28 protein-coding genes and 1 pseudogene are annotated in these 24476 nt (G+C 70.5%); 10 read left to right on the top strand and 19 right to left on the bottom strand.

Annotated features, from left to right (window positions below; all coding sequences use genetic code 11):
• From ACFQ87_RS33995 to ACFQ87_RS33965, 7 genes are all read right to left on the bottom strand, one after another.
• On the bottom strand, positions 1–269 hold a 269-nt coding region (locus tag ACFQ87_RS33995; RefSeq protein ID WP_380614756.1), incomplete at its 3' end, for a hypothetical protein.
• 11 nt (positions 270–280) lie between these two features.
• The gene (locus tag ACFQ87_RS33990) at positions 281–850 is read right to left on the bottom strand and encodes a hypothetical protein (protein WP_380614755.1); all 570 of its coding nucleotides are present in this window, start codon (positions 848–850) and stop codon (positions 281–283) included.
• Between the two features lie 199 nt (positions 851–1049).
• Entirely contained in the window at positions 1050–3353 is a 2304-nt protein-coding gene (gene tap / locus ACFQ87_RS33985) for a telomere-associated protein Tap (protein ID WP_380614754.1), read from the bottom strand.
• A gap of 131 nt (positions 3354–3484) precedes the next feature.
• Positions 3485–3712: a hypothetical protein gene (locus tag ACFQ87_RS33980; RefSeq protein ID WP_380614753.1), complete on the bottom strand. Its 228-nt coding sequence runs from the start codon at positions 3710–3712 to the stop codon at positions 3485–3487.
• A 67-nt stretch (positions 3713–3779) separates the two neighbouring features.
• Positions 3780–4103, bottom strand: coding sequence for an ABC transporter permease (locus ACFQ87_RS33975; RefSeq protein ID WP_380614771.1), 324 nt, complete (start codon positions 4101–4103; stop codon positions 3780–3782).
• Positions 4104–4231: 128 nt separating this feature from the next.
• On the bottom strand, positions 4232–6391 hold the full coding sequence (locus ACFQ87_RS33970; protein WP_380614752.1) for an ABC transporter permease: 2160 nt from the start codon (positions 6389–6391) through the stop codon (positions 4232–4234).
• Between the two features lie 104 nt (positions 6392–6495).
• Positions 6496–7284, bottom strand: a complete 789-nt coding sequence (locus ACFQ87_RS33965) for an ABC transporter ATP-binding protein (RefSeq protein WP_380614770.1) — start codon at positions 7282–7284, stop codon at positions 6496–6498.
• A 325-nt stretch (positions 7285–7609) separates the two neighbouring features.
• Between ACFQ87_RS33965 and ACFQ87_RS33960 the strand changes: the two genes are divergently transcribed.
• Positions 7610–7870 carry a hypothetical protein gene (locus tag ACFQ87_RS33960; RefSeq protein WP_380614751.1) on the top strand — a complete coding sequence of 87 codons (261 nt, stop codon included), beginning with the start codon at positions 7610–7612 and terminating at the stop codon, positions 7868–7870.
• Between the two features lie 8 nt (positions 7871–7878).
• Here the strand turns inward: ACFQ87_RS33960 and ACFQ87_RS33955 are convergent.
• The 6 genes and pseudogenes from ACFQ87_RS33955 to ACFQ87_RS33930 all read right to left on the bottom strand — a co-directional run.
• Positions 7879–8004, bottom strand: a pseudogene (locus ACFQ87_RS33955) (DNA-binding response regulator); the annotation flags it as partial.
• Between the two features lie 282 nt (positions 8005–8286).
• Positions 8287–8700 carry a hypothetical protein gene (locus ACFQ87_RS33950; RefSeq protein WP_380614750.1) on the bottom strand — a complete coding sequence of 138 codons (414 nt, stop codon included), beginning with the start codon at positions 8698–8700 and terminating at the stop codon, positions 8287–8289.
• Positions 8701–8776: 76 nt separating this feature from the next.
• A complete protein-coding gene (locus tag ACFQ87_RS33945) occupies positions 8777–9706 on the bottom strand; it encodes an SUKH-3 domain-containing protein (protein ID WP_380614749.1) in 930 nt (309 codons plus the stop codon).
• A 914-nt stretch (positions 9707–10620) separates the two neighbouring features.
• Complete coding sequence (locus ACFQ87_RS33940) at positions 10621–11442, bottom strand: alpha/beta fold hydrolase (RefSeq protein ID WP_380614748.1); 822 nt, start codon at positions 11440–11442, stop codon at positions 10621–10623.
• A gap of 155 nt (positions 11443–11597) precedes the next feature.
• The gene (locus ACFQ87_RS33935) at positions 11598–12527 is read right to left on the bottom strand and encodes a hypothetical protein (protein ID WP_380614747.1); all 930 of its coding nucleotides are present in this window, start codon (positions 12525–12527) and stop codon (positions 11598–11600) included.
• A gap of 44 nt (positions 12528–12571) precedes the next feature.
• Positions 12572–13393, bottom strand: coding sequence for an SDR family oxidoreductase (locus tag ACFQ87_RS33930; protein WP_380614746.1), 822 nt, complete (start codon positions 13391–13393; stop codon positions 12572–12574).
• A 98-nt stretch (positions 13394–13491) separates the two neighbouring features.
• Here ACFQ87_RS33930 and ACFQ87_RS33925 point away from each other — a divergent pair, with 98 nt between their 5' ends.
• Entirely contained in the window at positions 13492–13911 is a 420-nt protein-coding gene (locus tag ACFQ87_RS33925; RefSeq protein WP_380614745.1) for a MarR family winged helix-turn-helix transcriptional regulator, read from the top strand.
• Positions 13912–14160: 249 nt separating this feature from the next.
• On the opposite strand, the gene ACFQ87_RS33920 is transcribed toward ACFQ87_RS33925, so the two are convergent.
• A complete protein-coding gene (locus tag ACFQ87_RS33920; protein ID WP_380614744.1) occupies positions 14161–14565 on the bottom strand; it encodes a hypothetical protein in 405 nt (134 codons plus the stop codon).
• A gap of 44 nt (positions 14566–14609) precedes the next feature.
• Positions 14610–15737 carry a WD40 repeat domain-containing protein gene (locus ACFQ87_RS33915; RefSeq protein WP_380614743.1) on the bottom strand — a complete coding sequence of 376 codons (1128 nt, stop codon included), beginning with the start codon at positions 15735–15737 and terminating at the stop codon, positions 14610–14612.
• A gap of 292 nt (positions 15738–16029) precedes the next feature.
• Here ACFQ87_RS33915 and ACFQ87_RS33910 point away from each other — a divergent pair, with 292 nt between their 5' ends.
• Both ACFQ87_RS33910 and ACFQ87_RS33905 read left to right on the top strand, forming a co-directional pair.
• The gene (locus ACFQ87_RS33910) at positions 16030–16266 is read left to right on the top strand and encodes a hypothetical protein (protein ID WP_380613005.1); all 237 of its coding nucleotides are present in this window, start codon (positions 16030–16032) and stop codon (positions 16264–16266) included.
• A 493-nt stretch (positions 16267–16759) separates the two neighbouring features.
• Complete coding sequence (locus ACFQ87_RS33905) at positions 16760–16972, top strand: hypothetical protein (protein WP_380614742.1); 213 nt, start codon at positions 16760–16762, stop codon at positions 16970–16972.
• A gap of 150 nt (positions 16973–17122) precedes the next feature.
• On the opposite strand, the gene ACFQ87_RS33900 is transcribed toward ACFQ87_RS33905, so the two are convergent.
• Complete coding sequence (locus ACFQ87_RS33900; RefSeq protein ID WP_380614741.1) at positions 17123–17806, bottom strand: TetR/AcrR family transcriptional regulator; 684 nt, start codon at positions 17804–17806, stop codon at positions 17123–17125.
• Between the two features lie 150 nt (positions 17807–17956).
• Here ACFQ87_RS33900 and ACFQ87_RS33895 point away from each other — a divergent pair, with 150 nt between their 5' ends.
• The 3 genes from ACFQ87_RS33895 to ACFQ87_RS33885 all read left to right on the top strand — a co-directional run bounded on the left by ACFQ87_RS33895 (position 17957) and on the right by ACFQ87_RS33885 (position 21350).
• Positions 17957–19312: a serine hydrolase domain-containing protein gene (locus ACFQ87_RS33895; protein WP_380614740.1), complete on the top strand. Its 1356-nt coding sequence runs from the start codon at positions 17957–17959 to the stop codon at positions 19310–19312.
• Between the two features lie 795 nt (positions 19313–20107).
• The gene (locus ACFQ87_RS33890) at positions 20108–20602 is read left to right on the top strand and encodes a DUF3592 domain-containing protein (protein WP_380614739.1); all 495 of its coding nucleotides are present in this window, start codon (positions 20108–20110) and stop codon (positions 20600–20602) included.
• Positions 20603–20993: 391 nt separating this feature from the next.
• A complete protein-coding gene (locus tag ACFQ87_RS33885; protein ID WP_380614738.1) occupies positions 20994–21350 on the top strand; it encodes a helicase associated domain-containing protein in 357 nt (118 codons plus the stop codon).
• 46 nt (positions 21351–21396) lie between these two features.
• On the opposite strand, the gene ACFQ87_RS33880 is transcribed toward ACFQ87_RS33885, so the two are convergent.
• The 3 genes from ACFQ87_RS33880 to ACFQ87_RS33870 form a co-directional block, all read right to left on the bottom strand.
• On the bottom strand, positions 21397–21858 hold the full coding sequence (locus ACFQ87_RS33880; RefSeq protein WP_380614737.1) for a hypothetical protein: 462 nt from the start codon (positions 21856–21858) through the stop codon (positions 21397–21399).
• Entirely contained in the window at positions 21859–21984 is a 126-nt protein-coding gene (locus ACFQ87_RS33875; protein ID WP_380614736.1) for a hypothetical protein, read from the bottom strand.
• A gap of 124 nt (positions 21985–22108) precedes the next feature.
• Positions 22109–22357, bottom strand: a complete 249-nt coding sequence (locus ACFQ87_RS33870) for a hypothetical protein (protein ID WP_380614735.1) — start codon at positions 22355–22357, stop codon at positions 22109–22111.
• Positions 22358–22418: 61 nt separating this feature from the next.
• Here ACFQ87_RS33870 and ACFQ87_RS33865 point away from each other — a divergent pair, with 61 nt between their 5' ends.
• The 3 genes from ACFQ87_RS33865 to ACFQ87_RS33855 all read left to right on the top strand — a co-directional run bounded on the left by ACFQ87_RS33865 (position 22419) and on the right by ACFQ87_RS33855 (position 23852).
• Positions 22419–22829 (top strand): hypothetical protein, encoded by a 411-nt coding sequence (locus tag ACFQ87_RS33865; RefSeq protein WP_380614734.1) that lies wholly within the window; start codon positions 22419–22421, stop codon positions 22827–22829.
• 143 nt (positions 22830–22972) lie between these two features.
• On the top strand, positions 22973–23185 hold the full coding sequence (locus tag ACFQ87_RS33860) for a tetratricopeptide repeat protein (RefSeq protein WP_380614733.1): 213 nt from the start codon (positions 22973–22975) through the stop codon (positions 23183–23185).
• Positions 23186–23372: 187 nt separating this feature from the next.
• Positions 23373–23852 (top strand): hypothetical protein, encoded by a 480-nt coding sequence (locus ACFQ87_RS33855; RefSeq protein ID WP_380614732.1) that lies wholly within the window; start codon positions 23373–23375, stop codon positions 23850–23852.
• Positions 23853–24476: the final 624 nt, after the last annotated feature.

Raw genomic sequence — 24476 nt, 5'->3', positions numbered from 1 at the left:
GGGGGGGGAGAATCCGATAGAGGAGTGGGGGGCGTCCTCCCGGTCGGTGTCGGCGGGCCGCGGGGGGACTCGTCGGCGGAGACGACTCCGCCGGTCTTGATGTGCCGGGCGGGGTTGGCGTCGTCGGCGATCAGCTCGGCGATCTCGGTCATGGGCCTGCTGCCCTCGAACTTGACCATCCCGGGCGACACCCCGAGGCGCAGGGCGGTGGTGAGGGTGCCGTCGGTCTTGGTGAGGATGTCGAGGGCGCCGGGGCCGGGGGCGCTCAAAGCGGTTGCGCTCAGAAGCGGTTGCGCTCAGAAGCGACCCAGTAGGCGTGCCGGACCATCTCCTCTTCGTCGTCCTTTTCGAGCACCAGCCGCACAGCCGAGCTGTTGGCGATCGTCGTGAAGAGCACATCAGCGCGCTCCACGACGTGGCCGCGGAGCCGCTCAGGCATCGGGTCGTCGATGCGCAGCTGGGCTCGGGCGTTGCCGGGCCGGGGGATGGTTGCGGCGAAGCGCTCGTCGTCGGTCTCGACGAACTCGGTCAGTGGGTAGTAGCGGCCCTCCTTCTTCAGCGCGAGGAAGACGATCGCCCTGAGGCGCTTCCGTCCCCACGCCTGTCGGCTGGCCCAGGCCACCACCACCCGGTGCCGCCCGCTGTCCCCGTCGACGTCGTAGTCCTGCGCCTGGTGGAAGTCCTCCGTCTTACCACCCGGCCACTGGTACTCCCACCCGTTGGGGTAGGGCTGCCCGACGGCGGAGACCGATTCCTGCGGTCCGTCGCCACCCGATTCGCCGTTGAGGTGGCGGTCGATGATTGCGTCGACCGCCCGGTGCAGTTCAGCTCTCAACGCTTCAAGATCCATGAGCAGGCCCCTCCCGGCACGGAAGATTCAGTTGCAAGTGGCATGAGAAAATCTACAACTGACTCAAATCACTTGGCAAGTAACCAATGACAGTTGGCAACTGTTTCTCGGCGCGAGCAAAGCTGGAGGGGAGGTCCGAGCACGGCAGTACCGACCACGCCGGCCAGCCCCTGATGGCGACGGGCTGGCCGGCAGCGGGTCACTCGTCGGCGGAGACGACTCCGCCGGTCTTGATGTGCCGGACGGGGTTGGCGTCGTCGGCGAGCAGCTCGGCGATCTCGGCCATGGGCCTGCTGCCCTCGAACTTCACCATCCCGGGCGACACCCCGGGGCGCAGGGCGGTGGTAAGGGTGGCGTCGGTCTTGGTGAGGATGTCGAGGGCGCCGGGGCCGGGGGCGGCGAAGACGGCGCAGTCGGAGAGCACCGCGAAGGCGTGCAGGCCGGTGTCGGCGGCCATTTTGCGGAGTTTGCGGTGGAGGTTGACGGTGGCGGTGTCGATGACCAGGGCGCGCATCAGCGGGTCCCAGGTCGGGCGTTCCAGCGCGGCCCAGCGCTCGCCGGGTTTGTAGCCGCGGCCGCGGGGGCGTTCGCGCATCTTGCCGATGGTGCCCTTGGCGGTCTGCTTGATCGCGGTGAGTACGGCGAGCTCGGCCGGGTCGCCGGTGGTCTTGAGGCCTGCCATGGTGTCCAGGAACGCCACCGGGTCGGTGTCGGCGAGGGTGAGCGGGATGCCGAGGACGGCCATCGTGTCCAGGTAGGCCTGGCGCAGGTGCTTGTGCCACGGGTCCAGGTACGGCCCGTGCTCGTGGCGCAGCCAGCCCTCCAGTGGCCGCACGGTGGCGCCGAGCTCCACCGCGTAGGCGACCTTCACCGTGGAGTACCAGGCCGGTCCCGTCGGCCGCGAGCCGTCAGCGGTGAACGGCGATGGGAGCAGCGGGTCCGTGTCGACGCCGGACAGGTCGACCAGCCAGCTCCCGGGGGTCTTCGGGTCGAACACCGGGCCTTGCTCGTGCACCGGCCCGGACAGCGGGAGGGTGAGGCGGCCGGCTGCGGCGAGGAAGGCCATGTTCACATCGAGGCCGACGGCGAACGGCGCAGCGGCCTCCTGGTCGGTGAGGGGGCGGTGCCAGTCCCACGCCTCGGTCACCAGCTCGCCGCCGGGCCCGCGGTTCTGGGCGAGCGGGTGGACGTCCAGGACCTCCGGCGGCGCCGGGTCGAAGGCCTCCTTCGGCCGGGAACCCTCCACCGCACCTGACGCCCAGCCGGCCTCGGTGCGCACCGCCCAGGTGGGCGGGCGCAGCGCGGTCACCAGCTCCAGTCCGGATACGGCGGTGGAGCCGCGGGGGGTCAGCACGCGCTTCGCGTAGGTGCCGAGCAGCCGGGCCAGGTCCGGGGCGCCGAGGCCGTCGGGGATCTGCCAGCCGCCGGACGCGAGAGCGCCCCAGCCGGGGATGCACAGCTGCACGCATACCCGCTTGCGGTCCTCGGGTGCGCGGTAGACCCGGGCCCAAGGCCCGAGGCCGCGCTGGGTGAGCAGCCAGCCCGCCTTTTCCAGTGCTTTGACGGCCTTGTGGGTCTTCGGCAGCTGCCCCAGCCGGGGGACGAACTCCTTCTTCTCGTCCCGCCCGAGCGGGGGCAGGCCGAGCTCCGCGAGGGCGGCGTCGGTGAGGACGACCAGGGCGTCGCCGTCCTTGCCGTGCCGGTGCAGCCGCGGAGAGCCGAGCTTCACCTCGAGCGCCCACTGGGCAACGTCGGCGACGCTCCGCCCGGCCGGCGCGGTCGGCGCGGTCGGCGACGGGGTGCCGTCGGCGAGGTAGGCCACCAGGCCCCGGCCGGACGGGACGACATCCAGCACCGCGAGCGGCCCGGCCGGGAAACGCGCGGCGGCGGCCTGCTCCCAGTCAGCCGGACCCGCCTCGGCGGCCGGCTTCTCCACCGCTGTCTTCCGGCGCCGCGACGGCGCACCGGCAGCGGGACGAGACAAAGGCCCGCGCCGAGCCTCAACGGGACCGCTCTGGCGGGGCGCAGCGACCGAAGCGACCGGGGTAGCCGACTCGGCGGGCGCGGCCGGGGCGGGCTGCTCCGCGGCCGGAACGGCGGGTGTCGGCTGTCCGGCCGGAGCGGGCGCGCACCAGCCGCCCATGTGGACCGGGCGGCCCTGCGAGCGGTACGGCGTCGGCCGGCCGCACCGCACACACGGCGCCAGCGGCCCGGCGACCAGTTCCCCGGCCGCCGTCCGGTCGAGCTCCACCACCGCCTCGTCCTGCTGTCCGCCGCCGAACGCCGTCGGCGCCGGGACGGGAGCAGCGGCGGGTTCGACCGGAGCCGGCTGCGGGGCGGTGGCCGCCAGCGCGGGCATGGTCTCGGTGGGCGCGGGGGCCTGGGCCGCCGCGGCCTCGTCGGCGGGCCGCACGAGGCCGACGGCCTGAGCGCGGCGCAGCCACTCGGTGGGCTCCACGGTGCCGTGCTGGAGCGCCAGCGTCGCGAGGAACCGGATGTACACCTCGCGCTTCGGCGGGCGCGGCTCCGTCGTCCCGGCCGGGCATCCCGCAGCTTCGGGCGCGGCCGAACCTCCGCGCGGCCGTCGCCACGATGCCGAGCTCACCGTTACCAGGGAACCTTGCGCTGCGGGTCTCAGGCGTCGCCCAGGCGACGGTAGATGTCCTGCAGGGCCTCCACCTTGCCGGTGTCGCTGTGCGGGCTGGGGACGACAGAGAGCGCGATCCAGCCGGCGCCGTGGCAGCGGGTCATCACGCCGTGCCACCGGTAGAGGACGATCGCCGTCGGCACGAACATCAGCAGGGCCAGCGCGGGGAAGAGCAGTGCGGCCGTACGGATCGGCAGCAGGTACGTCGAGTTCATGTTTTCTCGGTCGGTTTCGTATCTGCGGTGCAGGCATGTGCGGGTAAGCCATGGCGTTTGCGGGTCCCTAGTGCGCCTGGATCGCCCGGAGCATGTTCAGCCGTGCGGCTCTGCGGGCTGGCCAGATGGCCGCGAGCACTCCGATCAGCAGGGCCAGCGTGAGGAAGAGCTCGAGCTTGGCCCAGGGCAGGACCGTCTCGTACAGCGGCATCGACGCCGTTGTCAGGTTGCCCGCGGCCCAGGCCAGGAAGGTGCCCGTGCCGATCCCGAGCAGGGCGCCGAAGAGGGAGATGACCACCGATTCGAGCCGGACCATCTGCCTGATCCCGGAGCGGTCGAGGCCGATGGCCCGCAGCATCCCGATCTCGCGGGTGCGCTCGAAGACCGACATGGCGAGGGTGTTGACGACGCCGAGCACCGCGATGACGACGGCCATGGCGAGCAGTCCGTACAGCATGTTGAGGACGGTCGTCATGGATCCACTGCCGGCCTTGATGAGCTGTTCCTGGGTCTGGACCTTCAGCAGCGGGCTGTTGCCGAGCGCCTGGCGGATCCTGGGCTCCAGTCCTGCGGCCTTGCCGGGCTCGGCCTTGACCAGGACGTTGTCGAGCTTGTGGGTGTCGGTGGAGGGGAGGACGTCGGCCATGGTGCCCAGCGCGTCGTACGGGCACGGGTCCTGGCGAAGACGGCGACGACCGTCAGCTTCTTCTTGTTCTTCTTGTTCGGCGTGCCCCCTCTGGTGTTCATGTCGGCGTCGATCGTGTCGCCGACATGCAGTCCGGCCTGCCGTGCGAACTCGTCGGAGACCGCGATCCGCCCGGGGCCGACGTCACACAGCGAGCCGGCCTGGAATTTGAGGTCCGCTGCCTTCCCGAATGTCTTCGGGTCCGTGCCCGTGATCGTGGCGAAGGCGCCCTGGGTGTCGAAGTTTGCGGAGGTGACGGGGGCGGCCGCCGCGACTCCCGGCAGTTTGGCGATGTCGTCGGCCGCGGCGGTGTCGAGGCTGCGGTAGGTGCTGTTGGAGACCTTGTAGTCGGCGGCCAGGCCCTGGGTTGCTTCCTCGTCGAGGGCCCGCTGGGTGGAGTACCCGCCGACGGCGAGGCCGGTGATCAGGGTGAGGCCGATCATCAGGGCCGAGGCGGTGGCGGCGGTGCGCCGCGGGTTGCGCAGGGCGTTCTCCTTGGCCAGCTTGCCGCTGACGCCGAAGAAGCGCGCGGTGACCTTGCCGGCCAGGGTGATCAGCGGCCGGGAGAGCAGCGGGGCCAGGACGATCATGCCGCACAGGGTCAGGGCGGAGCCGAGCATCGCGGCCATCAGGTTCGACTCCTTGCTCCCCTTGAGCGTGGAGACGTACAGCATGACCGCGATACCGAGTCCGGTCAGGAGCGTGCCGAGGACGTTGCGGACCTTCAGCGTGCGGGCGGGCGGGGCCAGGTCGGCGCTGCTGAGCACCGAGACCGGCGCGATCTTCGCGGCCCTGCGGGACGGCAGCCAGGCGGCCAGGACGGTCACGGCGACGCCGACCGCCAGCGATGCCAGCGGGGTGGTGGACGAGATGACCAGGGGGCCGTCGGGCAACTCGGCGCCACTTGTGGTGAGCAACGGGTGCAGGGCGGTGGCGATGCCGAGGCCGAGCGCGAATCCGGCGGCGGAGGCTCCGAGTCCGACGAGCGCGGCCTCGATGAGGACGGAGCGTACGACCTGGCGGCGCGAGGCGCCCACGGCCCGCAGCAGGGCGATCTCGCGGCTGCGCTGGGCGATCAGCATGGTGAAGGTGTTGACGATGATGAACACTGCGACGAACAGCGCGACGCCCGCGAAGCCCAGCAGCGTCTTGGTCAGCCGCGTCGTGTTCTCGGAGATCTGCCTGGACTGTTCGGCGGCCAGGTCCGCGCCGCTGGTGGCCCGGGCGCCCTTGGCGGGAAGCAGGGACTGCACCCGGGCGGTCAGCGCGCGCTCGTCGGTGCCGGGCTTGGCCGCCACCGCTATCGCGTCGAACCGGCCGGGGGTGAGGAACAGCTTCTGCGTGGTCGTGGTGTCGAACAGCGTCAGCGTGCCGCCCGCAGTGACGCGCGGGTCGTCGGTGGTGACGATGCCGACCAGCTTCTTGGTCAGCGCGGGCCCGTCGATGGCGAAGCGGACGGTGTCACCGACGCGGTAGCCGGCCTTCTCGGCGGTCGTGGCGTCCAGAGCCAGCTCGTCCTCGGCGGCAGGGGCGCGGCCTTCCTTCAGCGGGAAGTGGCCGTCCTTGCCGTCCTTGCCGGGCAGGTAGTTGGTGGCCAGGTTCTGCCAGCTGCTGTCGGCGTTGACCGGGCGGCCGTCCTTGCCGGCCAGTGTGGCCTGGCCGTTGACGGTGGGACGCACCGAGTCGACGCCCGGCAGCGCACGGATCTTCTGTGCCAACGCGGCGTCGAGGACAGAGGTGCGCCCGCCGTCCTTGCCGCCGGCGGTGTCGGCGCCGGGGGACGGCTGAGCCTCGTCGCCGGGAGACTCCCCCGCCTGGACGGCGACGGCGACGCCCTTGAGGCTCTGGGCGGAGGCGTTGCGGAAGGCGTTCGCGGTGGTGTCGCCGAAGACGAGGGTGCCGGAGACGAACGCGACGCCGAGCAGGACCGCGAGCACGGTCATCATCAATCGGGCTTTGTGCGCAAGGACGTTGCGCAGGGCGGTACGCAGCATGGTGGTGTCAGTCCTGGAGGTACGCGGCGGGTGAGACGCGGTGGGAAGTGCGCGCTGGTGAGGTCGCAAGACGGATGCGGGGCGGTTGGGCGTGGGGGCGCGGGTCAGCTCGTCCGGCCGTTGGTGTCGAAGCGCCGCATCCGGTCGAGTACGTCTTCGGGGGTGGGGGAGGGCAACTCGTCGATGAGACGTCCGTCGGCGAGGAAGATCACGCGATCGGCGTAGGAGGCGGCCACAGGGTCGTGGGTGACCATGACGATGGTCTGGCCCAGTTCGCGCACGGAATCCCTGAGGAATCCCAGGACTTCGGCTCCCGAGCGGGAGTCGAGGTTGCCGGTCGGCTCGTCCGCGAAGATGATCTCTGGCCGGCTCGCCAGCGCGCGGGCCACGGCGACCCGCTGCTGCTGTCCGCCGGAGAGCTGTGAGGGGCGGTGCCGGAGCCGTTCGGCCAGGCCGACGGTCCCTACGACCAGGTCCAGCCAGTCCTGGTCGGCGTTGCGGCCGGCGATGTCCATCGGCAGCGTGATGTTCTCGATGGCGTTCAGCGTGGGCAGGAGGTTGAACGCCTGGAATATGAAGCCGATCTTGTCCCGGCGGAGCTTGGTGAGCTGCCGGTCACTCAGGCTGGACAGCTCGGTGGCACCGATCCGGGCGGAGCCCGCGGAGATGGTGTCGAGCCCCGCCATGCAGTGCATCAGGGTCGACTTGCCGGAGCCGGACGGCCCCATGATCGCGGTGAACCGGCCGCGCCCGAACTCCACGGAGACCGAGTCGAGGGCCACGACGCGGGTCTCGCCCTCGCCGTAGACCTTGCTCAGTCCGGCGGCGCGTGCGGCGGCCGGGGCAGATGCCGGGCCATGCGGGGGTGCAGGGGTGGCAGCTGCGTACGACATGGATGACTGCGACATGGGGACTCCGGGGACTCCTGGAACGGGCGCTCGACTCGCTTCCATCGTGGTCGCGCAGGTGGCCTGGATCCGTCGCCCTCAGGTCCTGAATCAACGGCCTGCCGAAGGGCAGAGCCGCCGGACGTGCGTATGCCCCGAGGGAGACAGCGCCTCTACCGAAAGGAAGGTCTGGACGACAGAGCCTCTGTCCAAAGGAAGACCCGCGGTCCGGGCGCCCGCGCCGTAGGCGGCATGTCGGGGCGGTCATCCGCCTTGTTCGGCGCGCCCCAACTCCCGTCCTCCGCCGCTTCCGGCGCACCGCGTCAAGCACATGAAATCGGTCAAGGGATCACTGTTCGTCACGCGGTACAACGACAGTGGCGTCGGCCTCCAGGGCTACTACCTGCTCGACCATGTCTTCGCCGCCATGCAGGAACGTGAGCCCTTCCTCGTCGCTGACGAGTCACCGATGACGCAAGAGGAGATCAACAACTACTGCTCCACCGCGCGTTGGCCTCGAACCGGCCTGGGCCCGTCAGCACGCTGGCTGTCCCCCACGGTCCTGTGGGGAACAGCCACGGTCGGGCCGTAGAGGTGCCCCTAGCCCATCAGGCCCGCCTGGTGTGCGAGCAGCGCCGCCTGGACCCGGCTGTCCGACCCCGTCTTGTCCAGGATGGACCGGACGTGCGTCTTGACCGTCCCGACGCCGATGCCCAGGCGGCGCAGGAGCGGGTTGGTGGAGGAGTGTTCGGCGGCGAGCGCCAGGCGCAGTTCTTCCACCGGGACGGCGGTCGCGGCGGGGGGCTGCGGCCGGGGCGCCGGAGCGGGCGCCTGGGGGCTTGATTCGACGCGCGGGGAAACGTGGTGGCGGGCGGCGGGAACGGCCGGCCCGGGGACGGCGGCGCAGACCCGCACGGCGGCCGCAACGACGCCGAGGCGGACGACTGACCTGTCTCATCGAAGTTTGAGCATTCTCAGCGAAGTTTGGCCGGGTCGCTCCGGGCTCCGCTACCTGTCAATGTCTACCGGGATCCCGCGCAGCTGCAGCCGCGTCTTCAAGAACTCCATCTCCGCCAGGGTGCCCACCACACCGTCGCTGCTCAGCTTGTCGACGAGCCCTCGTGCCTGCGGCAACGAGACGCCCGAGACTTCGCGGAAGACCTTCAGCGCCGGGACAAGACTGGGCACCGGCCCGGCCAGCCGTAGCCTGACGGGTCCATTCGCCGCCAGCAGCGCCTGTCGCCACTCATCGTCCGGCGCCTCCCCCGGCCCGGAATGCTCGCACCGATAGGAGCCGCAGCCGTCGCAGAAGAACTCGGCATCCCACCACAACTCGCCGAAATTGATGAACTGATTCACCTGCCGCACCGCCATGTCGCCGCACTCGCAGAGCGACGCGATCTTCACCGTCTGGCCAGTCACTCGGGCTCCCTCCGTCCAGCTCACGCCCTCGCAGTCCCCTCATAGCCGGAGATCACCGCGTGGCTGCATTCGACAGTCACAGCCGTCTTCCGCTTGATCGTTCGCACATTAGCGCCTCGATGTCACCGTTGTGGGCCTGCCGGGCGCTGATCTCCACCGGTGTCGTACCGGCACGGTGGACTGTCAGGAGGACGGCGCTGGGTGCTTCCCAGCGGAACCAGGAGCTCAACGCCCGGGCCAGGGCCATGTCGCCGTCGACCTCGTGGAGTACCACGGAGAGGGTGTTCAGCACCGATCCCGGCTCCCCGGGGCGTTGGGCCCGGCGGGCGAGGCGTACGTCGAGCGGGCCCGGCGCGGTCCTGAGCCAGTCGGCGAGTGACTCGGCCTCCGCGAAGGCCTCGGCGCCGGTCACGGCTATCCGCGCGTGGACGGGTGCCCCCAGAGTGGCTGCGTCGGAAGGCATGCGACGGTGAGCGCTCCATCGGCGACGGGTCGGGAGCCGGTGGAGTCTCGACGGTCGCGGCGAGGTGGTCGGGCGGCCTGGCCGGACAGCGGGCCGCAGCGGGGAACGGACGAAATACCTGGCCGTCACCAGACGGTGCAGCCCCTCGGCGAGGTTCGGGCCGAGGAGGCTGATGTCGTCCCACGCGGCGTAGAGCGCACCGGATTCGCCGAGCAGGTAGAACCCGGTGCTGCCCGACGTGCCCAACCCGACGACGCAGAGATCCTCTCCGGCTTCGCGGCAGTAGCGGGCGAGGGAGAGGGGGTGCAGGTTCTCGGCACCGCTGCCGATGTTCACGCCGGTGGTGCTCTGCGGATCACGCGGGTTCGGGAACCGGAGCGAGAGGCCGGCGAACTCGGCGAAGAACCTCAATGCGTACCGGGGGAGGGAACGGCTGGAGGACTCGAAGTCTGCAGCCACCTTGGCCAGTGCCAGGCCGGACCAGCGATCGGGGAACCAGCCGGCGGACAGGAGGACGAGCTCGACGCGCGGGTCGAAACGCATGCTTCTTCTTTTAACGATTGACCTATGAGCCGTCAGGCCAGCTGATGGTACTGGTTGCCGCCGAGCGGATGTCAACGGCGTCCCGCGGGCGAAGAACGCGTGGCCCGTTCAGACGGCGGAGAGCCAGCCGGCAGCGCGGCCAGAACGGGGCCGAAGCGGACCAAAGCGGCCCCGAAGAGGCCGCGCGCAGCAGGCGGCGCCGGTTACCAGGACAGCGCCCCGGACGAAACCGAACACCGGGCGCAGCAGCCCCGACCCGGACGCCGCCGAAACACCACCACCACCCCGACGACGGGCACAGCGCGGGGCCCAGCCCCGCCGACAGCCACCCGGCGGCAGGCACAGGAAACGACGGCGCAGCGCCAGCCCCACCAAACCGAACACCGAATCCACCACCCCACACCCCCACAATTCCAACCCGAACTCAGGCCAACCGGGAAACCAACCCGCAGAAACAGCCGTGCGGAATTCACGCCCGAATCACCGGCGAAACACCCACCAACCAGCCGAGCGAGCCGACAGCACCCCCGACCCCACCCACCACCACACCGAACATGACAGAGAGTGACCAACCCGACCGCCCACCGCCGCCCGGCCCACCATCCACAGGACCAACCAAAGGTCCAGACAACACCGCCCGAGAGGCCATTTCACACCCACCACCACCAACAGGTCACACCCGACGGGAGTGAGCTACTCCCCTCCACGGCCCGCTCGCGCGGCTCGCCGCCGGGTATCCGCCGCTTCCGCACGGGCCTGCTTCGCTGCCCGCTCGACCAGCCGCGCGGGGCAGAGCGTCCGTCATTTACACGATCTCTCGGACTCGCTCCGGCCCAGGACCCGGCCGCCCGCCGCCGCGGCTGAGCATCCGGGCGGCGGGCGGCCGGTGAAGACAGAGCCCAGGCGGGCGAGGGTCAGTTGGTGCCCGTGAGGTGGGCGAGGAGCAGCGGGTTGACCTGGTCGGCGCTGGCTTCGGGGAGCCAGTGGGGGGCGCCCTCCAGGGGGACGAAGCGGTAGGGCGCCTTGACGTAGTCCGCCGTCAGCTCGGCTGCCTCGCGGCCGAGCGCCTGGTCCTCGGCGCCCCATACGTAGAGGGTGGGTACGGTGATCTCTGCGGCGGGCACCTGCAGGTCCTCGCTGACCGCCCGGTACCAGTTGAGTCCGCCGGTGAGGGCGCCCTGTGTGAGTCTGCGGACGTTGGACTTGACCTGCTGCTCGGACAGTGCGCCCCGGTAGATCTGGTGGAGCGCGGCCGCGTCGTTCGCGAGCATGCCCTGCTCGGCCACATGGCCGGGGAGGCGGAAGTGCTGGACGTACTGGGAGCGTTGCTGCTGGTCGCCGCCGCTGTGCAGGGCGCGGTAGAGGGCGAGCGGGTGGGGGGTGGCGAGCACGGAGAGCGTGTGCAGCCGCTCCGGGTGGGCGGAGGCCAGTGCCCAGGCGACCAGGCCGCCCCAGTCGTGTCCGACCAGGTGGAAGCGCTGCGCGCCGAGGGCGTCGGCGAAGCCGAGTGCGTCGGAGATCAGCTTCTCGACGGCGTACTCCTCGACGGCCTCGGGGCGGGCGCCGGGGGAGTAGCCGCGCTGGTTCACGGCGACGGCCCGGTAGCCGGCCTCGGCGAGGGCGTGGATCTCCTCGGTCCAGCAGTCCGCGAACTCGGGGAAACCGTGCAGGAGCAGGACGAGTTCACCATCGGCGGGACCGGCGACCAGGGCGTCGAAGGTGTGGGGGCCGACCACAAGCTGGGTAGCGGTGACGGTGGGTATGGGGGTGACTCCTGTCAGTTGGACATCACGTGACGGAACCTCTGGTCCGCCAGTACTTCGTTTACCATCCAGCGCGCGCTGGACGGCAGGACCGCCACGGGCGCGGGCGCGGGTGCTGATGGGTGCTCTCAGGCGGCCTTGTTGGCGTCGTGGTGGGCGAGTGCTTCCTGGGCTGTGGCGGGGGTGAACGGGTCGAGGGTGGTGACGGCGAAGCGCCGCAGGCGCAGGTAGCGCTCACCGGTTTCGGCGAGGGTCCAGTGGTGGCGGGTGCGCGCGGTCATGGGCTGGTCTTCGCGCGTGATGCCTTCCCAGGCGAAGTCGACCGAGAGGTCGTAGGTGCCGCCCGTTCCGGAGGTGATGGTGAGGTCGGTGAGGTGGTGGGCGCTGGTATCGACCAGCCGGGCGGTGTCCGTGTACCAGGCGGCGATCTGGTCGAAGGTGTGCAGGACGCGGTCGTCGGAGAGGGTCATGGTGAGGTCGGCGTCGAGGAGTTCGCGCAGCGGCTCGGCGTCGTCGGCGGGCTGTTCCAGGAGCGAGAGCCAGTAGTGGACGAAGGCGAGCACCCGGTTCTCGGCGTACGCGTCGACGAACGGCGTCTGCTGGTAGGTGAGGATCTGCTCGCCCATGGTGCTGATCCGGGGCAGGCGCTCGCCGGGGTCCTGGCGGAGTTCGAGGTCGTAGCGCAGGCGTGCGGCGCCGGTCATGGCCGGGCCGACGGTCTCGAAGTCGTGGGTGACCACCACCTGCGCGGTGCCGGCGCCGGTGTGCTCGATGGCGAGGCTGCGCAGGTGGTGGGCGTTGTTCTGTCCGGCGGGAAGGGCGGAGACGCTGTCCAGGTAGGCCTGGCGGCCCTGGACGCTGGGCATGTCGCTCTCGGGCGGGCGGTGCAGGGTGAAGTCGTCGGTGACGAGTTCACCCTGGTGGTCGAGGTTCATGTGCGGGGCCTCGTAGCCGCAGTACCAGCGGTGCACCACGGTCAGGACCCGGTGCTCGTAGGAGCTCGCGGCCAGCGTGGCGCGCAGGCGGTTGAGGTCGGTGATGCTGGTGTTCTCGGACATGTCGGTCCACTTCTCCGGCGGTGGTGGGACAGGGAGGGCGGTGGTCAGCGGACCCAGCCGCCGGTGAGGGCCTGTACGGCGGAGCCGTCGAGGTCGGCGAGCTTCGTCCCGGCGAAGGCGCGCGCGGCGTCGGAGGTGAGCAGCCGGAAGGCGGGCCGCTCGGCCGCGAGCAGGTCGACCATCTGTGCCGCCACGTCCTGCGGGGTTTGCGCGCCGGCGAAGGCGGCGCGGGTGCGCTCCAGATAGGCGGACAGGGCGGGGGCGTACGGCCCGGCCTGCTCCAGTGGGTCGCCGGCGAGGCGCACGTTGCTGACGAACTCGCTGGCCACCGCACCCGGTTCGACCACGCTGACGGACACGCCGGCCGTGGCCGCGACGGGCGCGAGGGACTCCATGAAGCCCTCGACGGCGAACTTGGCCGCGCAGTAGGCCTCGTTGAAGGGCTGGCCGATCACGCCGCCCACGCTGGACACGGTGATCACGCGGCCCTTGCTCGCCCGCAGCAGGGGCAGGGCGGCCTTGGTGACGTTGACGACGCCGAAGAAGTTGACCTCCATGACGGCGCGCACGTCCTCGACGCTCTCCTGCTCCAGGGTGCCGACGTGGCCCGCACCGGCGTTGTTGACCAGTGCGTCCAGCCGGTCGAGGCCGACCAGGCATGACTCGACGGAAGCCGGGTCGGTCACGTCCAGGGTCCGGACGTCGACGGTGACTCCGGCCTCCTGTGCCGCCGCCAGCAGCGCGCCCGCCTTGGCGGTGTCGCGCATGGTGGCGATCACCTGCCAGCCGCCACGGGCGGCGGCGACGGCGGTGGCCAGGCCGATCCCGGAGGAGGTGCCCGTGATCAGGACGGTCTTGGTGCTCATGCTCGGTGATCCCTGATTGCTTATGTTGCATAACTAATATGAGTCATAACTATGTGCCGGGATATTTCACCTGTCAAGCACCTCGGTACGCTGGACGCATGTCCAACCCCACGGATGAGCTCACCAGGGAGATCGTCGGCCTCTTCGCGGCCGTCAACCGCCGCTACACCCAGGAGTCCGAGGCCGCAGCGGCCGCCCACGACCTGACCCCGCTCCACGCCAAGGCACTGCTCGCCGCCGAGGAACCGGTCCCTATGCGCCGCATCGCCGACCGCCTGCACGCGGAGCCCTCCAACGTCACCGTGATCATCGACCGGCTGGAGGCCCGCGGCCTGGTCGAGCGCCACCCCGACCTGGACGACCGCCGTGTCAAGCTCGTCGCCGCCACCACGGCCGGCCGCACCGTCGCCGCCGACCTGCGCACCCGCATGCCCTTCGCCGCCGAACCCCTGGCCCGGCTCACCACACAGCAACGCGAGTCCCTGCACGAGCTGCTGCAGCTGATACTCGACGCCTGACGGCGCAGGCGCCTTCCCAGGGCGAACAGCCGCAGACAAAAAACGCGAGGGGACGCGCAGGACGGCGGCCAGGGCGACGCCTGGCGACGCCGTGAGGAGCGGGACGCCTCCGGCCTCCCGGCCAGCAGCGACGACAGCGCCCGGCGAGTGCCGTCACACCACAGGCTCTGTCCACGCCCATTCCCCGCCGCCGGCGGCCCGCACGTGACCACTCACCGAATCACCGACCCGCCACAGGAGCCCAACAGGTCACACCTTCCGCTCCTTGGCCGGGTAGAGCCTCGCGTGCAGCACCCGCGCCTCCCACCACGGATCGTCCGCAGCGCGCACCAGCGCGGCCACCAGCTCCCGCTTGGTCGGGGCGGGCAGCACCAGCGGGCCCAGTTCGCTCACCTCCCGGTCTGCCGCGCACTGCGGGCACTCCAGCCGGTCCGGGCCGGCCTTCTCGGCCAGTTCCAGCGGGGAGCCCGCTATCCCGCCGATCGAACCCCTGCACGTCCAACACGGACGCAAAGCGGCGTTGATCTCCCGGGCCTTCTCCAGGCGCTTGAGAGCCTTGGCGGCGGCCTTCTCCTGCCGTTCCTCGTCCCGGGCGTCGACCAGCAGTTGGCCCAGGCGGCGGGACAGGGCATCCGGGTAGACGGTGGTGGGCACCTGGCGGTTGGGGCTCTCTGCACCAACACGAAAGGTGCTGTGCGTCAGCGGTTGGTCTCACAGGTCGGCTGGGCTCGATGGGCCAGGACCGCGACCTCCGCGCCGAATCCGACCACGAGCCGACCATCCAGCGTTGTCGCCACCGTATGCACTTCTGCGGGGAACACCAACGCCGGCCCGATCTGCCGGCCGGTGGCCAGGTCCCACACCCGCACCGTCCCATCCATGCTGCCGGTGACGGCGACCGGACGGCCATCCACCACGGCCGTCGCCACCGCCCACACCTCGCTGCCATGGCCGGTCAGGGGACCGTGGATCCGCTGTCCGGCGGCCAGGTCCCACACCTGCACCGTCGTGTCGCCGCTGACAGTGACCACGACGGGACGGCCGTCCAGTTCTGCCGTCGCCACCGCATTCACCACGTCGGTGTGGCCTTCCAAGGGCGCGCAGATCTGCTGCCCGGTGGCCAGGTCCCACACCCGCACCGTCTCGTCCATGCTGCCGGTGACGGCGACCGGACGGCCGTCCACCACGGCCGTCGCCACCGCCCACACCTCGTTGCTGTGTCCGGTCACCGCGGGTTCGCCGATCTGCCGGCCCGAGGCCAGGTCCCACACCCGCACCGTCTCGTCGTGGCTGCCGGTGACGGCGACCGGACGGCCGTCCACCACGGCCGTCGCCACCGCCCTCACCTCGGCGGTGTGGCCTTTCATGGGTTCGCCGATCTGCCGGCCGGTGGCCAGGTCCCACACCCGCACCGTCGTGTCGCCGCTGACAGTGACCGCGACGGGACGGCCGTCCAGTTCTGCCGTCGCCACCGCCTCCACCCAGCTGGTGTGGCCTTTCATGGGTTCGCCGATCTGCTGGCCGGTGGCCAGGTCCCACACCCGCACCGTCTTATCCCCGTTGCCGGTGACGGCGACCGGACGGCCGTCCACCACGGCCGTCGTCACTGCACACGCCCCGCTGTGGCGCCGCACCTCCGGCGCAGTGTCCCGGTGCAGATGCACCGACTCCCGGTACACCACCGCCGCCGACCGCGCGCCGGGAGTCGAGGCAGCGTCCAGTAGCGGCTCCACCTCGCCCGGGTCCGCATCGGCCAGGAACCCCGGATCGGCCAGCCGCTCATCCGCCGCAGCGGCAACGGTCCCCGGACTCTTCTCGGACGACATCAAAACCCGCTTCCTTACATCGTGTTACTCAACGCTCATCGAGAGGAGCCGCATGCATGCCCTGATTCTGGACCACGGTGTCCTGGCCGCGGCTGGGGGTGCCCGATGATGACGATCGAGCAGTTCGCGACGCTGGCGACGTTCAACTCGACCTGAGCCGTACTGGCAGTTGGACACAACGTGACCGACCACGTCGACCGTGGCGTCGCGGACGCTCGTGACCTGCGATCGATCCGGCCGGTCGGCCGTACGAGCAGGTGCGTCACGGCCGCGGTACGCCGAGGCTGGAACGGTGAACGTGATCGTCGTCCTTGAGAACCCCGGCTCGCCCGACCTGGTGGTCGTACACGCGGCCACGTCCGATCCGGACCTGCCGAGCAGCCCCGGCCCCGTCACCGCCTGCGGCCTCGACACCGCCGAGATGGTCAGGAATTCGTGGCAGCCGACCGAACCCGGCCAACACTGGTGGCCACCCGAACTGCGCAGCCGGACCTGCCCACGCTGCGACCAGGCCATCCGAACCGCCTAGGAGCTGTCCGACCGATCACGTGGAGGCGGAGGAAAAGGGCGGGCCGGGGGTTGCTGACCGCTGGTAGAACATGGACCGATGGGTATCCAGGAGCGTGACCGCAAGGTGTACCGGCCTCTATGGCGAGCCGGCCTCAAGGTGATCCCTAACGCAGTACCAGACGGCATGATGCCATTCGTCCGCGGATACGGCACTGAGGACGTGGCCGGCGGCTTTTCCCACCGGTACGACACCCCGCGGCTGGTCGAGCGGCTCAACGCGGACTGGTACGACCTCGCCGTGTCCTCAGCGCTTTTCGACCATCGGCGCGAGTTCCTCGTGCAGCTTCCACAGGGCACCCGCTCGCACCGGGCCGCTCTGCAGCACCTGCACAGCGCCAACCATGCACCGGCGCTCTGGGCCCGGGTCCGGCTCCTGGAGCACTGGGACATCATGGGCCGGGGGGGCGGCATCGGCGTTCCTCGGCGTGCACGCGGGCCACCCGGGCTTCGCCATGATGTCCCTGGACGGCAGCGTGTACGTCTGCGCCTCGACGGGCGAGACCGGCATCGACGTGCTCGTAGTGCGCCACCCAGACCGCTCGGAGAACGTCCTGCGACACCTGGAGTGGATCATGGTCGCGACAAGTCCCTATGCCAACCTCGAGGAAAAGCATCGCGTCGCCGTCTGGCTCGCCGGCCGTGCAGGGAGCCTTTCGGGTCGCTGACGACGAGGTCCCGCACGGTCCGGCCGATCATGTACGAGGCACAACCGCCCGCGTGCCGCACCCTCTCTCACCACCCCGATCCGGCCCCCGCCACCACCCCGCCTTTGAACCCGTGGGCCGAGCGACCCTTGCTCGAAAATCGCGTGATGGTCACCGAGTAGGCGCGCGTTGCAGCGCCTCCAGCCCATCGAGGATGGCCTCAAGGCCGATTTGGAAAGTGTTGTCGGGCGCCGCGCCGTAGTCGGCGCTGTGGGTGTCGAGGCGGGCGCGCAGCCGAGGGAATTGTACGGCGATCTCGCGAGCCTCGGCCTGGGCTTCGCTGATGGCCTGTTCGGCGTCACCGCTGCCTTCGCGCCGCAGTTTGCGGGTGAGTGAGGCTGTCGCGGCTGGGCCGAGGGCGTTGCCGAGAACGAAGGTGAAAACGGCGGCCGCGGCCTGGTCGGCTGCGGGGCCGGCGAATCCCGCGGCTTCGTAGATGGCGAGGAGGTGGTCGTCGTGGCGGGCCTTGCCGGGGCCGAACATGAGGAGGGAGCCAAAGGCCTGCAGCAGCCACGGGTGGCGGGTGAGCATTGCATACAGGTCGGTGGCCATGATGGTGGCCGCCGTGCGCCAGCCGACCCCGTCGGGGTCGGGCAGCGCGATTTCGTGCCACAGCTGGTCGCCGGCGAGAGCGATGAGGTTGTCCTTGCTGCCCACGTGCCAGTAGACCGCGGTGGCCGCCGAGCCCAGCCGCTGGCCCAGTGCCCGCATGCTCAGGCCCTCCAGCCCTTCGGCGTCCAGCAGGGTGATGGCGGCAGTGAGGATCTGTTCGCGGGTCAGTGTGTTGCGGGGCATGGATTCACGATAGCCCTCGACTTGCACGCCGTTCAAGAAACCTCTTGCACAGTGTTCAAGTCGTTCGCTAGCCTCCACTTGAACACAGTGCAAGTCGCCGCGACGCCCGAGGCGCCGTGCGAGAGCCACACCGATCGAGGGGGAATCGAGATGTCACACGATGCGCTGGCGGAGTTCGTCGAGGAGAAGGCCACGGAGCTCGGCATCCCCGGTGCGGCGGTGGGAGTCCGGGTGGACGGACGGGAGCTGACCGTCTGCCACGGCGTGACGAACATCGACAACCCGCTCCCCGTCGACCGGGACACACTCTTCGTGCTGGGCTCGGTCACCAAGACCTACACGGCGACCGCGATCATGCGCCTGGTCGAGCAGGGCCGAGTTGAGCTGGAGGCGCCAGTGCGCCGCTACGTTCCCGAACTCCGGCTCCCCGATGAGGACGCGGCCGCGCAAATCACCATCCTGAACCTGCTCAACCACACTGCCGGGCTGGACACCCGGATGGTCTTCGACAGCGGAGACGGAGACGACGCGCTGGCCCGCGAGGTGACCAACATGGCCGAGGTGGCGCTGATCGGCCCAGTCGGGGGCCGCGCCTCCTACAGCCAGCTCGGCTACAACCTGCTCGGCCGGGTCGTCGAGAACGTCACAGGCGCGACCTACGAGGCCGCTGTCGCCTCACTCGTCCTGGAACAGGCCGGCATGACCGACAGCGTCTTCACCGCCGGACAGGCCATCACCCGCCGGTTCGCCGTGGGCCACAACCTCAGCGAAGGGGCGCTCAAGGTCGCCCGGACTTGGAAGGACACGCGCGGCAACAACCCGGGCGGCGGCCTGGTGTCCTCGGTCTCCGACCAGTTGCGCTGGGCCCGGTTCCACCTCGGCGGCGGTGACCTGGCGAGGCGCATGCAGGAGCCGACGGTGGAGCTGCACGGCTCCACGCTCGGCGACGCCATCGGCCTCGGCTGGTTCCTGCGCGACGTGGACGGAGTGCGCACCGTCGGGCACGGCGGATCGACCAACGGACAGTTCGCCAACCTGCTGCTGGTCCCGGACCGGGACTTCGCCGTCGTGGCGGCGTCCAACGCCGGGCCCGACAACGGCCTGGAGTTCAACCAGGCCGTGCTCCGCTGGGCGCTCGAACACTACCTTGGCGTGGTCGAGCGCGACCCCGACCCGCTCCCGTACGACCCGCAGCGCGCCCAGGAGATCACCGGGCACTACGAGAATGAATTCATGACGCTGATCATCGACACCGACGGCGACACGATGACGGTTGAATGCCGGATCAAGCCGGAGATCCGCGCGGCAGCCGACAGGGAACTGCCGGCGGACCTGCCGCCGGCCAGCCTCGGCCTGCTCCCCGGGAGCGGCGACGAGTACATCGTCACCGGCGGCGGCCTGATCGGCCAGCGCGGTTTCCTCACCCGCGATGCCGACGGCGCCATCATCGGGGCCGACATGGCCGGACGGTTCTTCGGCCGGGTCTCCTCGACACCCTCCGAGTGACACCTTGGGAACCCCCGGAGAGCACCGCGGGCGAGGCTGGCACAGCTTCGCCCAGGCAACATTTGACAATTACTCCCACCACCGGCCCCAGGGTCGTCACAGAGCCGTGTCAGAGTGCGTTCCCCGTCGCGGCGAGGCAGGCGCACCGGTCGATCCGGGTGTCCTGGGCGAAGACGTGCAGGGCGTCCCGACGGCGACCTGCCGGGCGGTCAGCTTGCCCTCCGCGCGGGCCCGCTCGCACCACCAGCTGACCAACGGACAGGGCCGGGGCCAGCGCAATCGTGCGCCGGCCCCGGCCCTGGTAGTAGCGGGGACAGGATTTGAACCTGCGACCTCTGGGTGCCGGTTGTACCTGTCCAGCCGGGCGGCCAGGCCACCGGCAAAGATCAACTGAGACGGGACACTTACTTGAAGAAGGCGTAGGCGGCGATGTCGGGGTAGGAGAGCTTGTCGCCGAAGAAGCGCCCACTTCAGATGGTGGCCGCATCGTTCGCTGCGTTCCCGTTTTCGGTTTGCGAGGGCCGAGCGGCCCGGACTGCCTCCTGCAGAGCGCCGAAGGCCCGGTTGCTGGGCCGCGCCAGTCCGGAACCAGGTGCCGAAGAGCCGCGCGGCTGGCGCGCCGTTCCGATCGTCTTTCCTCACCGCCGGGTTCGCCGGCGTGGGCCGCGGCGGTGGTGAGCCTGGTGCTGGTCCGGGAACGCAGCAGGGCCGGACTGATCCTGAGTCATGAATTCGGCTATCCAGGCCAAACGGTCTGTGCCACTGTGGAGTTGGATCGCGCAGTGGAGGTGTCGCATGGTGCGGAAGGCCCTGGCGGCTCTCTGCCTCTGGGTCGTGCTGGTTGCCCTGCTGGGCCTGGCCTTCTGGGGATACGACTACGCCGCCAACCATGCGCCGGCCTTGGCCACCGCCGGCGCGCTGGGGGCCACCGCGGTCGGGGCCGCGGTGATGATCGTCAGGGAGCTCCCGCTGTACCGGCGCGGCGTCCCGGCGCCCGGTACCGTGGTGAGCGTCAGCTCGCGGACCAGCCGGGGCTCCATGGGTGTCGCCAACACCAGCCATACCGCCACGGTCCGCTTTCGGACTCCGGACGGCGTGCAGCGGACCGCCCTGTGCTCGTGCAAGCGCGAGACGAAGCCCGGTGAACCCTGCGTCGTGTACTACGACCCGACAGAGCCCTCCCGCGCCGGGACACGCGCGTCCCTGGGGGCGCTGGTCGGCCTCGCCGCGTTCTGTGCGGTGACAATGGCTGCGGCCCTCTGGTGCCTGGTGGTGTTCGATCGCCTCTGACGCACCGTCAGATCCAGTCGGAAGCCGACCCAGCACTGCGCCGCCCACCTCGCGCGGGCGCTCAGTAAAGCCGCCCTCTTGGACTGCGTTCCACCCGCTGGAGGTGCGCAGTGCATGCCTCCGTCGGCTAAAGCGCAGGTGGAGAACTTATGACCGAACCAAGGAACTTGCGTAAGACCCACTACCGATCTGCGTACCGCCACAGACGTCACCCATCAAGACTGCGAACCCGCAGCTCATCTCTGTCTCACCGCTCAGAAAGACCGGGCAGCGACACCCGTGGTGGTGCCCGGCCTGGCCGATCACCTGGCAGCGCACCTACGCCACCGCCCGGCAGTGGTGGCTGGAGGCCGACGGCCGCGTCGACTGGGCGCAGCTGCCGCTGGGCACGGTGTTCGAGGGCGAGCAGCTCGGCCGCTGGGTGCGGGCGCAGCGGGCCGGCTGGCCCGGTCTGGAGGCGGACCAGCAGGACCTGCTCGCCGCGATCGGCATCGAGGCCGACGCCGAGCTGGTGGCCGCCAAGGCGGCGGCTGAGGCCAAGCCGAAGGTGTCGCGCGCGGACCGGTTCGCCCAGGGCTTGGTGGCGCTGACGGCGTTCGTCGAACGGGAGGGTCACGCGCGTGTGCCCAGGTCCCACAAGGAGGGCGGAACGTCGCTGGGCACCTGGCTGAACAACCAGAAGGCAAGGCGGGACAAGCTCAGCCTGGAGCAGCGCGGGCAGTTGGAGGCCCTGGGGGTGGCCTGGTAGACCCGAAGCCGGTGGCAAGCCCAACGGCGCACGAGACCGCTCTGGTCTACTGGATGCTCCAGCGGTGCGGGTGTTCGGGATCGTTGGGGCAGGCGAAGATGTTGAGTTCGCCCGAGCGGCCCACGGTGACGTGGGTCGGTGCGGCGTGCGGGTGTGGGGGCAGGCCGTGGTCCTCGACCGGTGTCCAGCTGCCGCTGCCGCCGTCCCATTCCGAGCTGTCGACGGTCAGCAGCAGTTCCATTGGCGTCGCGCAGGCCGGGCAGTCCATCGGGTAGGGGGCGGTCTTGTGCCAGGAGGCGAAGCCTCCGACGCGCCAGCCCGGCGGGATGGACAGGTCGTACTGGTAGCCGACCGGCTCGGCCGCGTCCTCCTCTTCCGGCTGCTCGGCGCCCTCGTCGAGATCGAGGTCCTCCTCGTCGAGGTCCTCGTCCTCGAGGGCTTCCTCCCAGGCGTCGATCCGGGCGCACAGGTCCTCAGGCAGGAGGCCGGCGAACGGGTAGGTGACCACCTACTCCGGGTGCAGCACGCACGGCTCGGGCACATACCCGTCGAAGCCGACGAGCTGCGGCTGCGGCGGCGCGGCCAGCACCTCGGCCACCTCCCGCGACCGCAGCCACCGCAGGTCCAGCGCCATGTCGTACCCGGTGGGGCCGTGCGCGTCGAAGGGGCACCAGAAGACCTGGAGCAGGTCGCAGTCGGGTGCGGCCGGCGGTCGTTCTCCCGCACCGCCATTCTCCAGGCCGAGGCTCTGCCGCCCGTCACGCGTGCGGCCCGGCGCCAGTGCGGGTGGCGGCCAGCAGGCTGGCGTACCTCTGGCCGCCCGGGCCGGTGAGCTGCTGCCCGTCCAGGTCGGCGGACCAGAGCGGGTGTGGCTCGGCCCAGCCCTCCGGCCGCGGGGTGAGGTCGAGCGCGCCACGCTCTGGCGGGCCGACCTCGACCCCGGCACCGGCCACAACGCCACGGGTCCGCACATCGAGCGCGTCCGTGTGACGGGCTGCGTAGAGCATGCCATCGTGATCACAACAGGAGACGTGTCACACCCGCGGCGTCCGGAAGGAAATCACCGCTATGCGTGAGCCAGCAGCAGAGTCGAACGAACGCACCCGACTTGCCTACATCCTCGGCGTTCCTCTCGCCGACGATGTCGAGCGTCAGTGGCCGCAGATGGGCGAGGTGGTACGCACCAGCAAGCTCGTCGGCGAAGTCGAGGGAAACTTCCCTGAACTGACCCTCGAAGTAGGCCGCCGCCTCCACCTGAGTGACGATGTGATCGTCGTCGAGTGGACCTGTGACTACGGCGATGGCCGGCTCTACCGGAACGTCAGCATCGCAGAGCTCCAGGAGGGCAAGGCGATCCGTGTTACCGACTACTGGGGTGAGCCGACCACCACGCCGGAGTGGCGACGGGCGCTGACGGACCGGCTGGACATGCCTGCAGATGGCATCTGGCCCGATGCACAGCGCCTCAGGCACTACTGACACGGCACGTCGGCGCTCGACATCCGTCTGCGCCAGCCTCGCGCCACCACGGTCGCCCACACCACGGCCACCACGACATCGCCCAAGCCCTCCCCTCCTGTCTCGGCCCCTACCTCGGCCTGCGCCACCACCTCGAAAGCCGCTTGGAGGTCGCCGAAGTCGCCCTCACCGCGCCACGCGACAGCCTCGACCCGGCCGGAGAGGCCGCCGTCTGGAACAACCTCGGCAACGCGCTGTGGGATTTGCGGCGCTACGAGGAAGCCGAACAGGCCCACCGCACCACCCTCACCCAATACCAGGCCCTCGACGACCACCACGGCGGGGTCAGCGGTTTGGGCAGCAGCTGGCGATCTTGAGCGCTGCGGATGTTCACCAGAAATGACGTCACTCGGCGACTGTGGTCGTCTTCGGGGGGCGGGATGCTGGTTCGCGCCTCGGCCGATGCTCAGAGCTGGTTCGTCGGTTGCGATGGACGGAGCCTCGGTGGGCGCCTCCTGCCCTGCTCGGAGAACCGTTCGGCACCGGTGGCGCGTCCCCCCGTTCGTGCCCCAAGCGCTCTCTCTGCTCCAGACGGCCTCCGGTGACGACGACGCCAGCGTGGTCGTCGCGGGCCTCGTCTTCTTCGGCCTGGTGATCGCACCGGTCCTCCTCGTGATCGGTGCCCTCGTGGTCGCGCACCGGGTACTGCGCGCCCGTCGCGTACGACGGCCGCCCCTCGACACCGGCACACTCGTCCGGCTGTCCCTCCTGGGCCTCTCCGCGGCGTACGAGGCCGTCAGCACCGGTCTGATGTCCGGTCCGGTGTGGATGTCCGCCCGCAAATACTGCAACGCCCGAGGCTTTCCGGCAGACCGGATCACCACCCGGACGTTCCCACTGAGCATGCGCTGCGGCCCCGACGGCGAACTGGTCCCGTCCTGGGTCAACCCGGTCCTGGTAGCCGGTCTGACTCTCGCCCTGGCCACCCTCACCGCCGCCGCACTGACGGCGTACCGCACACGCCGCCGCACCTGGGCGTCCTGAGTCGACCGTCCTGCCCGGGCTGTCCCTTACCGCGCCGGCCAGGTGGTGGATGATCGGGGTGTGCTGGTGCGTACCGAGTTGCTGCCGTTGGGTCCGTCGGGGCTGCCTTGGACCGACGGGACCCAAAGCGCGGGAGCGGCGCATAGAGAGGCCGTGGGGAGCCGGGACGGCGGCGCTGGGTCCGGCTCGGTGGCGCGCGCAGCGTCACCGGTGCGGTAGGGACCCGGCGCGGGCTGGGACGGGACGGGCGCCCGGTCCGGTGGCCTCGGCGGCGTCGGCCAGGGCGGCGGGCTCGTCCTCCTGGCGGCTGCTGCCGCGATCGCCGCCGTCCCGGGCGAGCGGCGCCGGCAGGCCGCGGGGTGGTCGCGTCCGGCCTTCGCCGGGCGCTCACCATCCATCACGGCCCCGCAGGGTGGAGACCCCCTGCCGTCCGGACCGTCACCCAGGGCCGCATCCACCCACCAGCAACCAGGGAAGAGGGAGGGACAGAAGGGGGTTGTCGGATTTTCCGGCGGCCCGAAAAGGCGGCTTAGCGAGTAGCCGGGGGGAGTTTCACCCCCCGGCTCTCTCAGATCCGTACGTGAACCTCTCGATTCATACGGCTCCCATCGTCCAGTCGTTCAC

It is taken from the genome of Kitasatospora sp. NPDC056531 (assembly GCF_042794375.1).
In the GTDB taxonomy this organism is placed as follows: domain Bacteria; phylum Actinomycetota; class Actinomycetes; order Streptomycetales; family Streptomycetaceae; genus Kitasatospora.
The sequence above is the reverse complement of the archived record's forward strand: the minus strand, read 5'-3'. Positions and strand labels throughout refer to the sequence as shown.

Coding starts and splice junctions, on each gene's coding strand:
- ACFQ87_RS33990 (WP_380614755.1), bottom strand. CDS start 850: ATGGATCTTGAAGCGTTGAGAGCTGAACTGCACCGGGCGGTCGACGCA.
- ACFQ87_RS33980 (WP_380614753.1), bottom strand. CDS start 3,712: ATGAACTCGACGTACCTGCTGCCGATCCGTACGGCCGCACTGCTCTTC.
- ACFQ87_RS33975 (WP_380614771.1), bottom strand. CDS start 4,103: ATGTCGGTCTTCGAGCGCACCCGCGAGATCGGGATGCTGCGGGCCATC.
- ACFQ87_RS33970 (WP_380614752.1), bottom strand. CDS start 6,391: ATGCTGCGTACCGCCCTGCGCAACGTCCTTGCGCACAAAGCCCGATTG.
- ACFQ87_RS33965 (WP_380614770.1), bottom strand. CDS start 7,284: ATGTCGTACGCAGCTGCCACCCCTGCACCCCCGCATGGCCCGGCATCT.
- ACFQ87_RS33960 (WP_380614751.1), top strand. CDS start 7,610: ATGAAATCGGTCAAGGGATCACTGTTCGTCACGCGGTACAACGACAGT.
- ACFQ87_RS33945 (WP_380614749.1), bottom strand. CDS start 9,706: ATGCGTTTCGACCCGCGCGTCGAGCTCGTCCTCCTGTCCGCCGGCTGG.
- ACFQ87_RS33935 (WP_380614747.1), bottom strand. CDS start 12,527: ATGTCCGAGAACACCAGCATCACCGACCTCAACCGCCTGCGCGCCACG.
- ACFQ87_RS33930 (WP_380614746.1), bottom strand. CDS start 13,393: ATGAGCACCAAGACCGTCCTGATCACGGGCACCTCCTCCGGGATCGGC.
- ACFQ87_RS33925 (WP_380614745.1), top strand. CDS start 13,492: ATGTCCAACCCCACGGATGAGCTCACCAGGGAGATCGTCGGCCTCTTC.
- ACFQ87_RS33915 (WP_380614743.1), bottom strand. CDS start 15,737: ATGTCGTCCGAGAAGAGTCCGGGGACCGTTGCCGCTGCGGCGGATGAG.
- ACFQ87_RS33905 (WP_380614742.1), top strand. CDS start 16,760: ATGATGTCCCTGGACGGCAGCGTGTACGTCTGCGCCTCGACGGGCGAG.
- ACFQ87_RS33900 (WP_380614741.1), bottom strand. CDS start 17,806: ATGCCCCGCAACACACTGACCCGCGAACAGATCCTCACTGCCGCCATC.
- ACFQ87_RS33895 (WP_380614740.1), top strand. CDS start 17,957: ATGTCACACGATGCGCTGGCGGAGTTCGTCGAGGAGAAGGCCACGGAG.
- ACFQ87_RS33890 (WP_380614739.1), top strand. CDS start 20,108: ATGGTGCGGAAGGCCCTGGCGGCTCTCTGCCTCTGGGTCGTGCTGGTT.
- ACFQ87_RS33875 (WP_380614736.1), bottom strand. CDS start 21,984: ATGGCGCTGGACCTGCGGTGGCTGCGGTCGCGGGAGGTGGCCGAGGTG.
- ACFQ87_RS33870 (WP_380614735.1), bottom strand. CDS start 22,357: ATGCTCTACGCAGCCCGTCACACGGACGCGCTCGATGTGCGGACCCGT.
- ACFQ87_RS33865 (WP_380614734.1), top strand. CDS start 22,419: ATGCGTGAGCCAGCAGCAGAGTCGAACGAACGCACCCGACTTGCCTAC.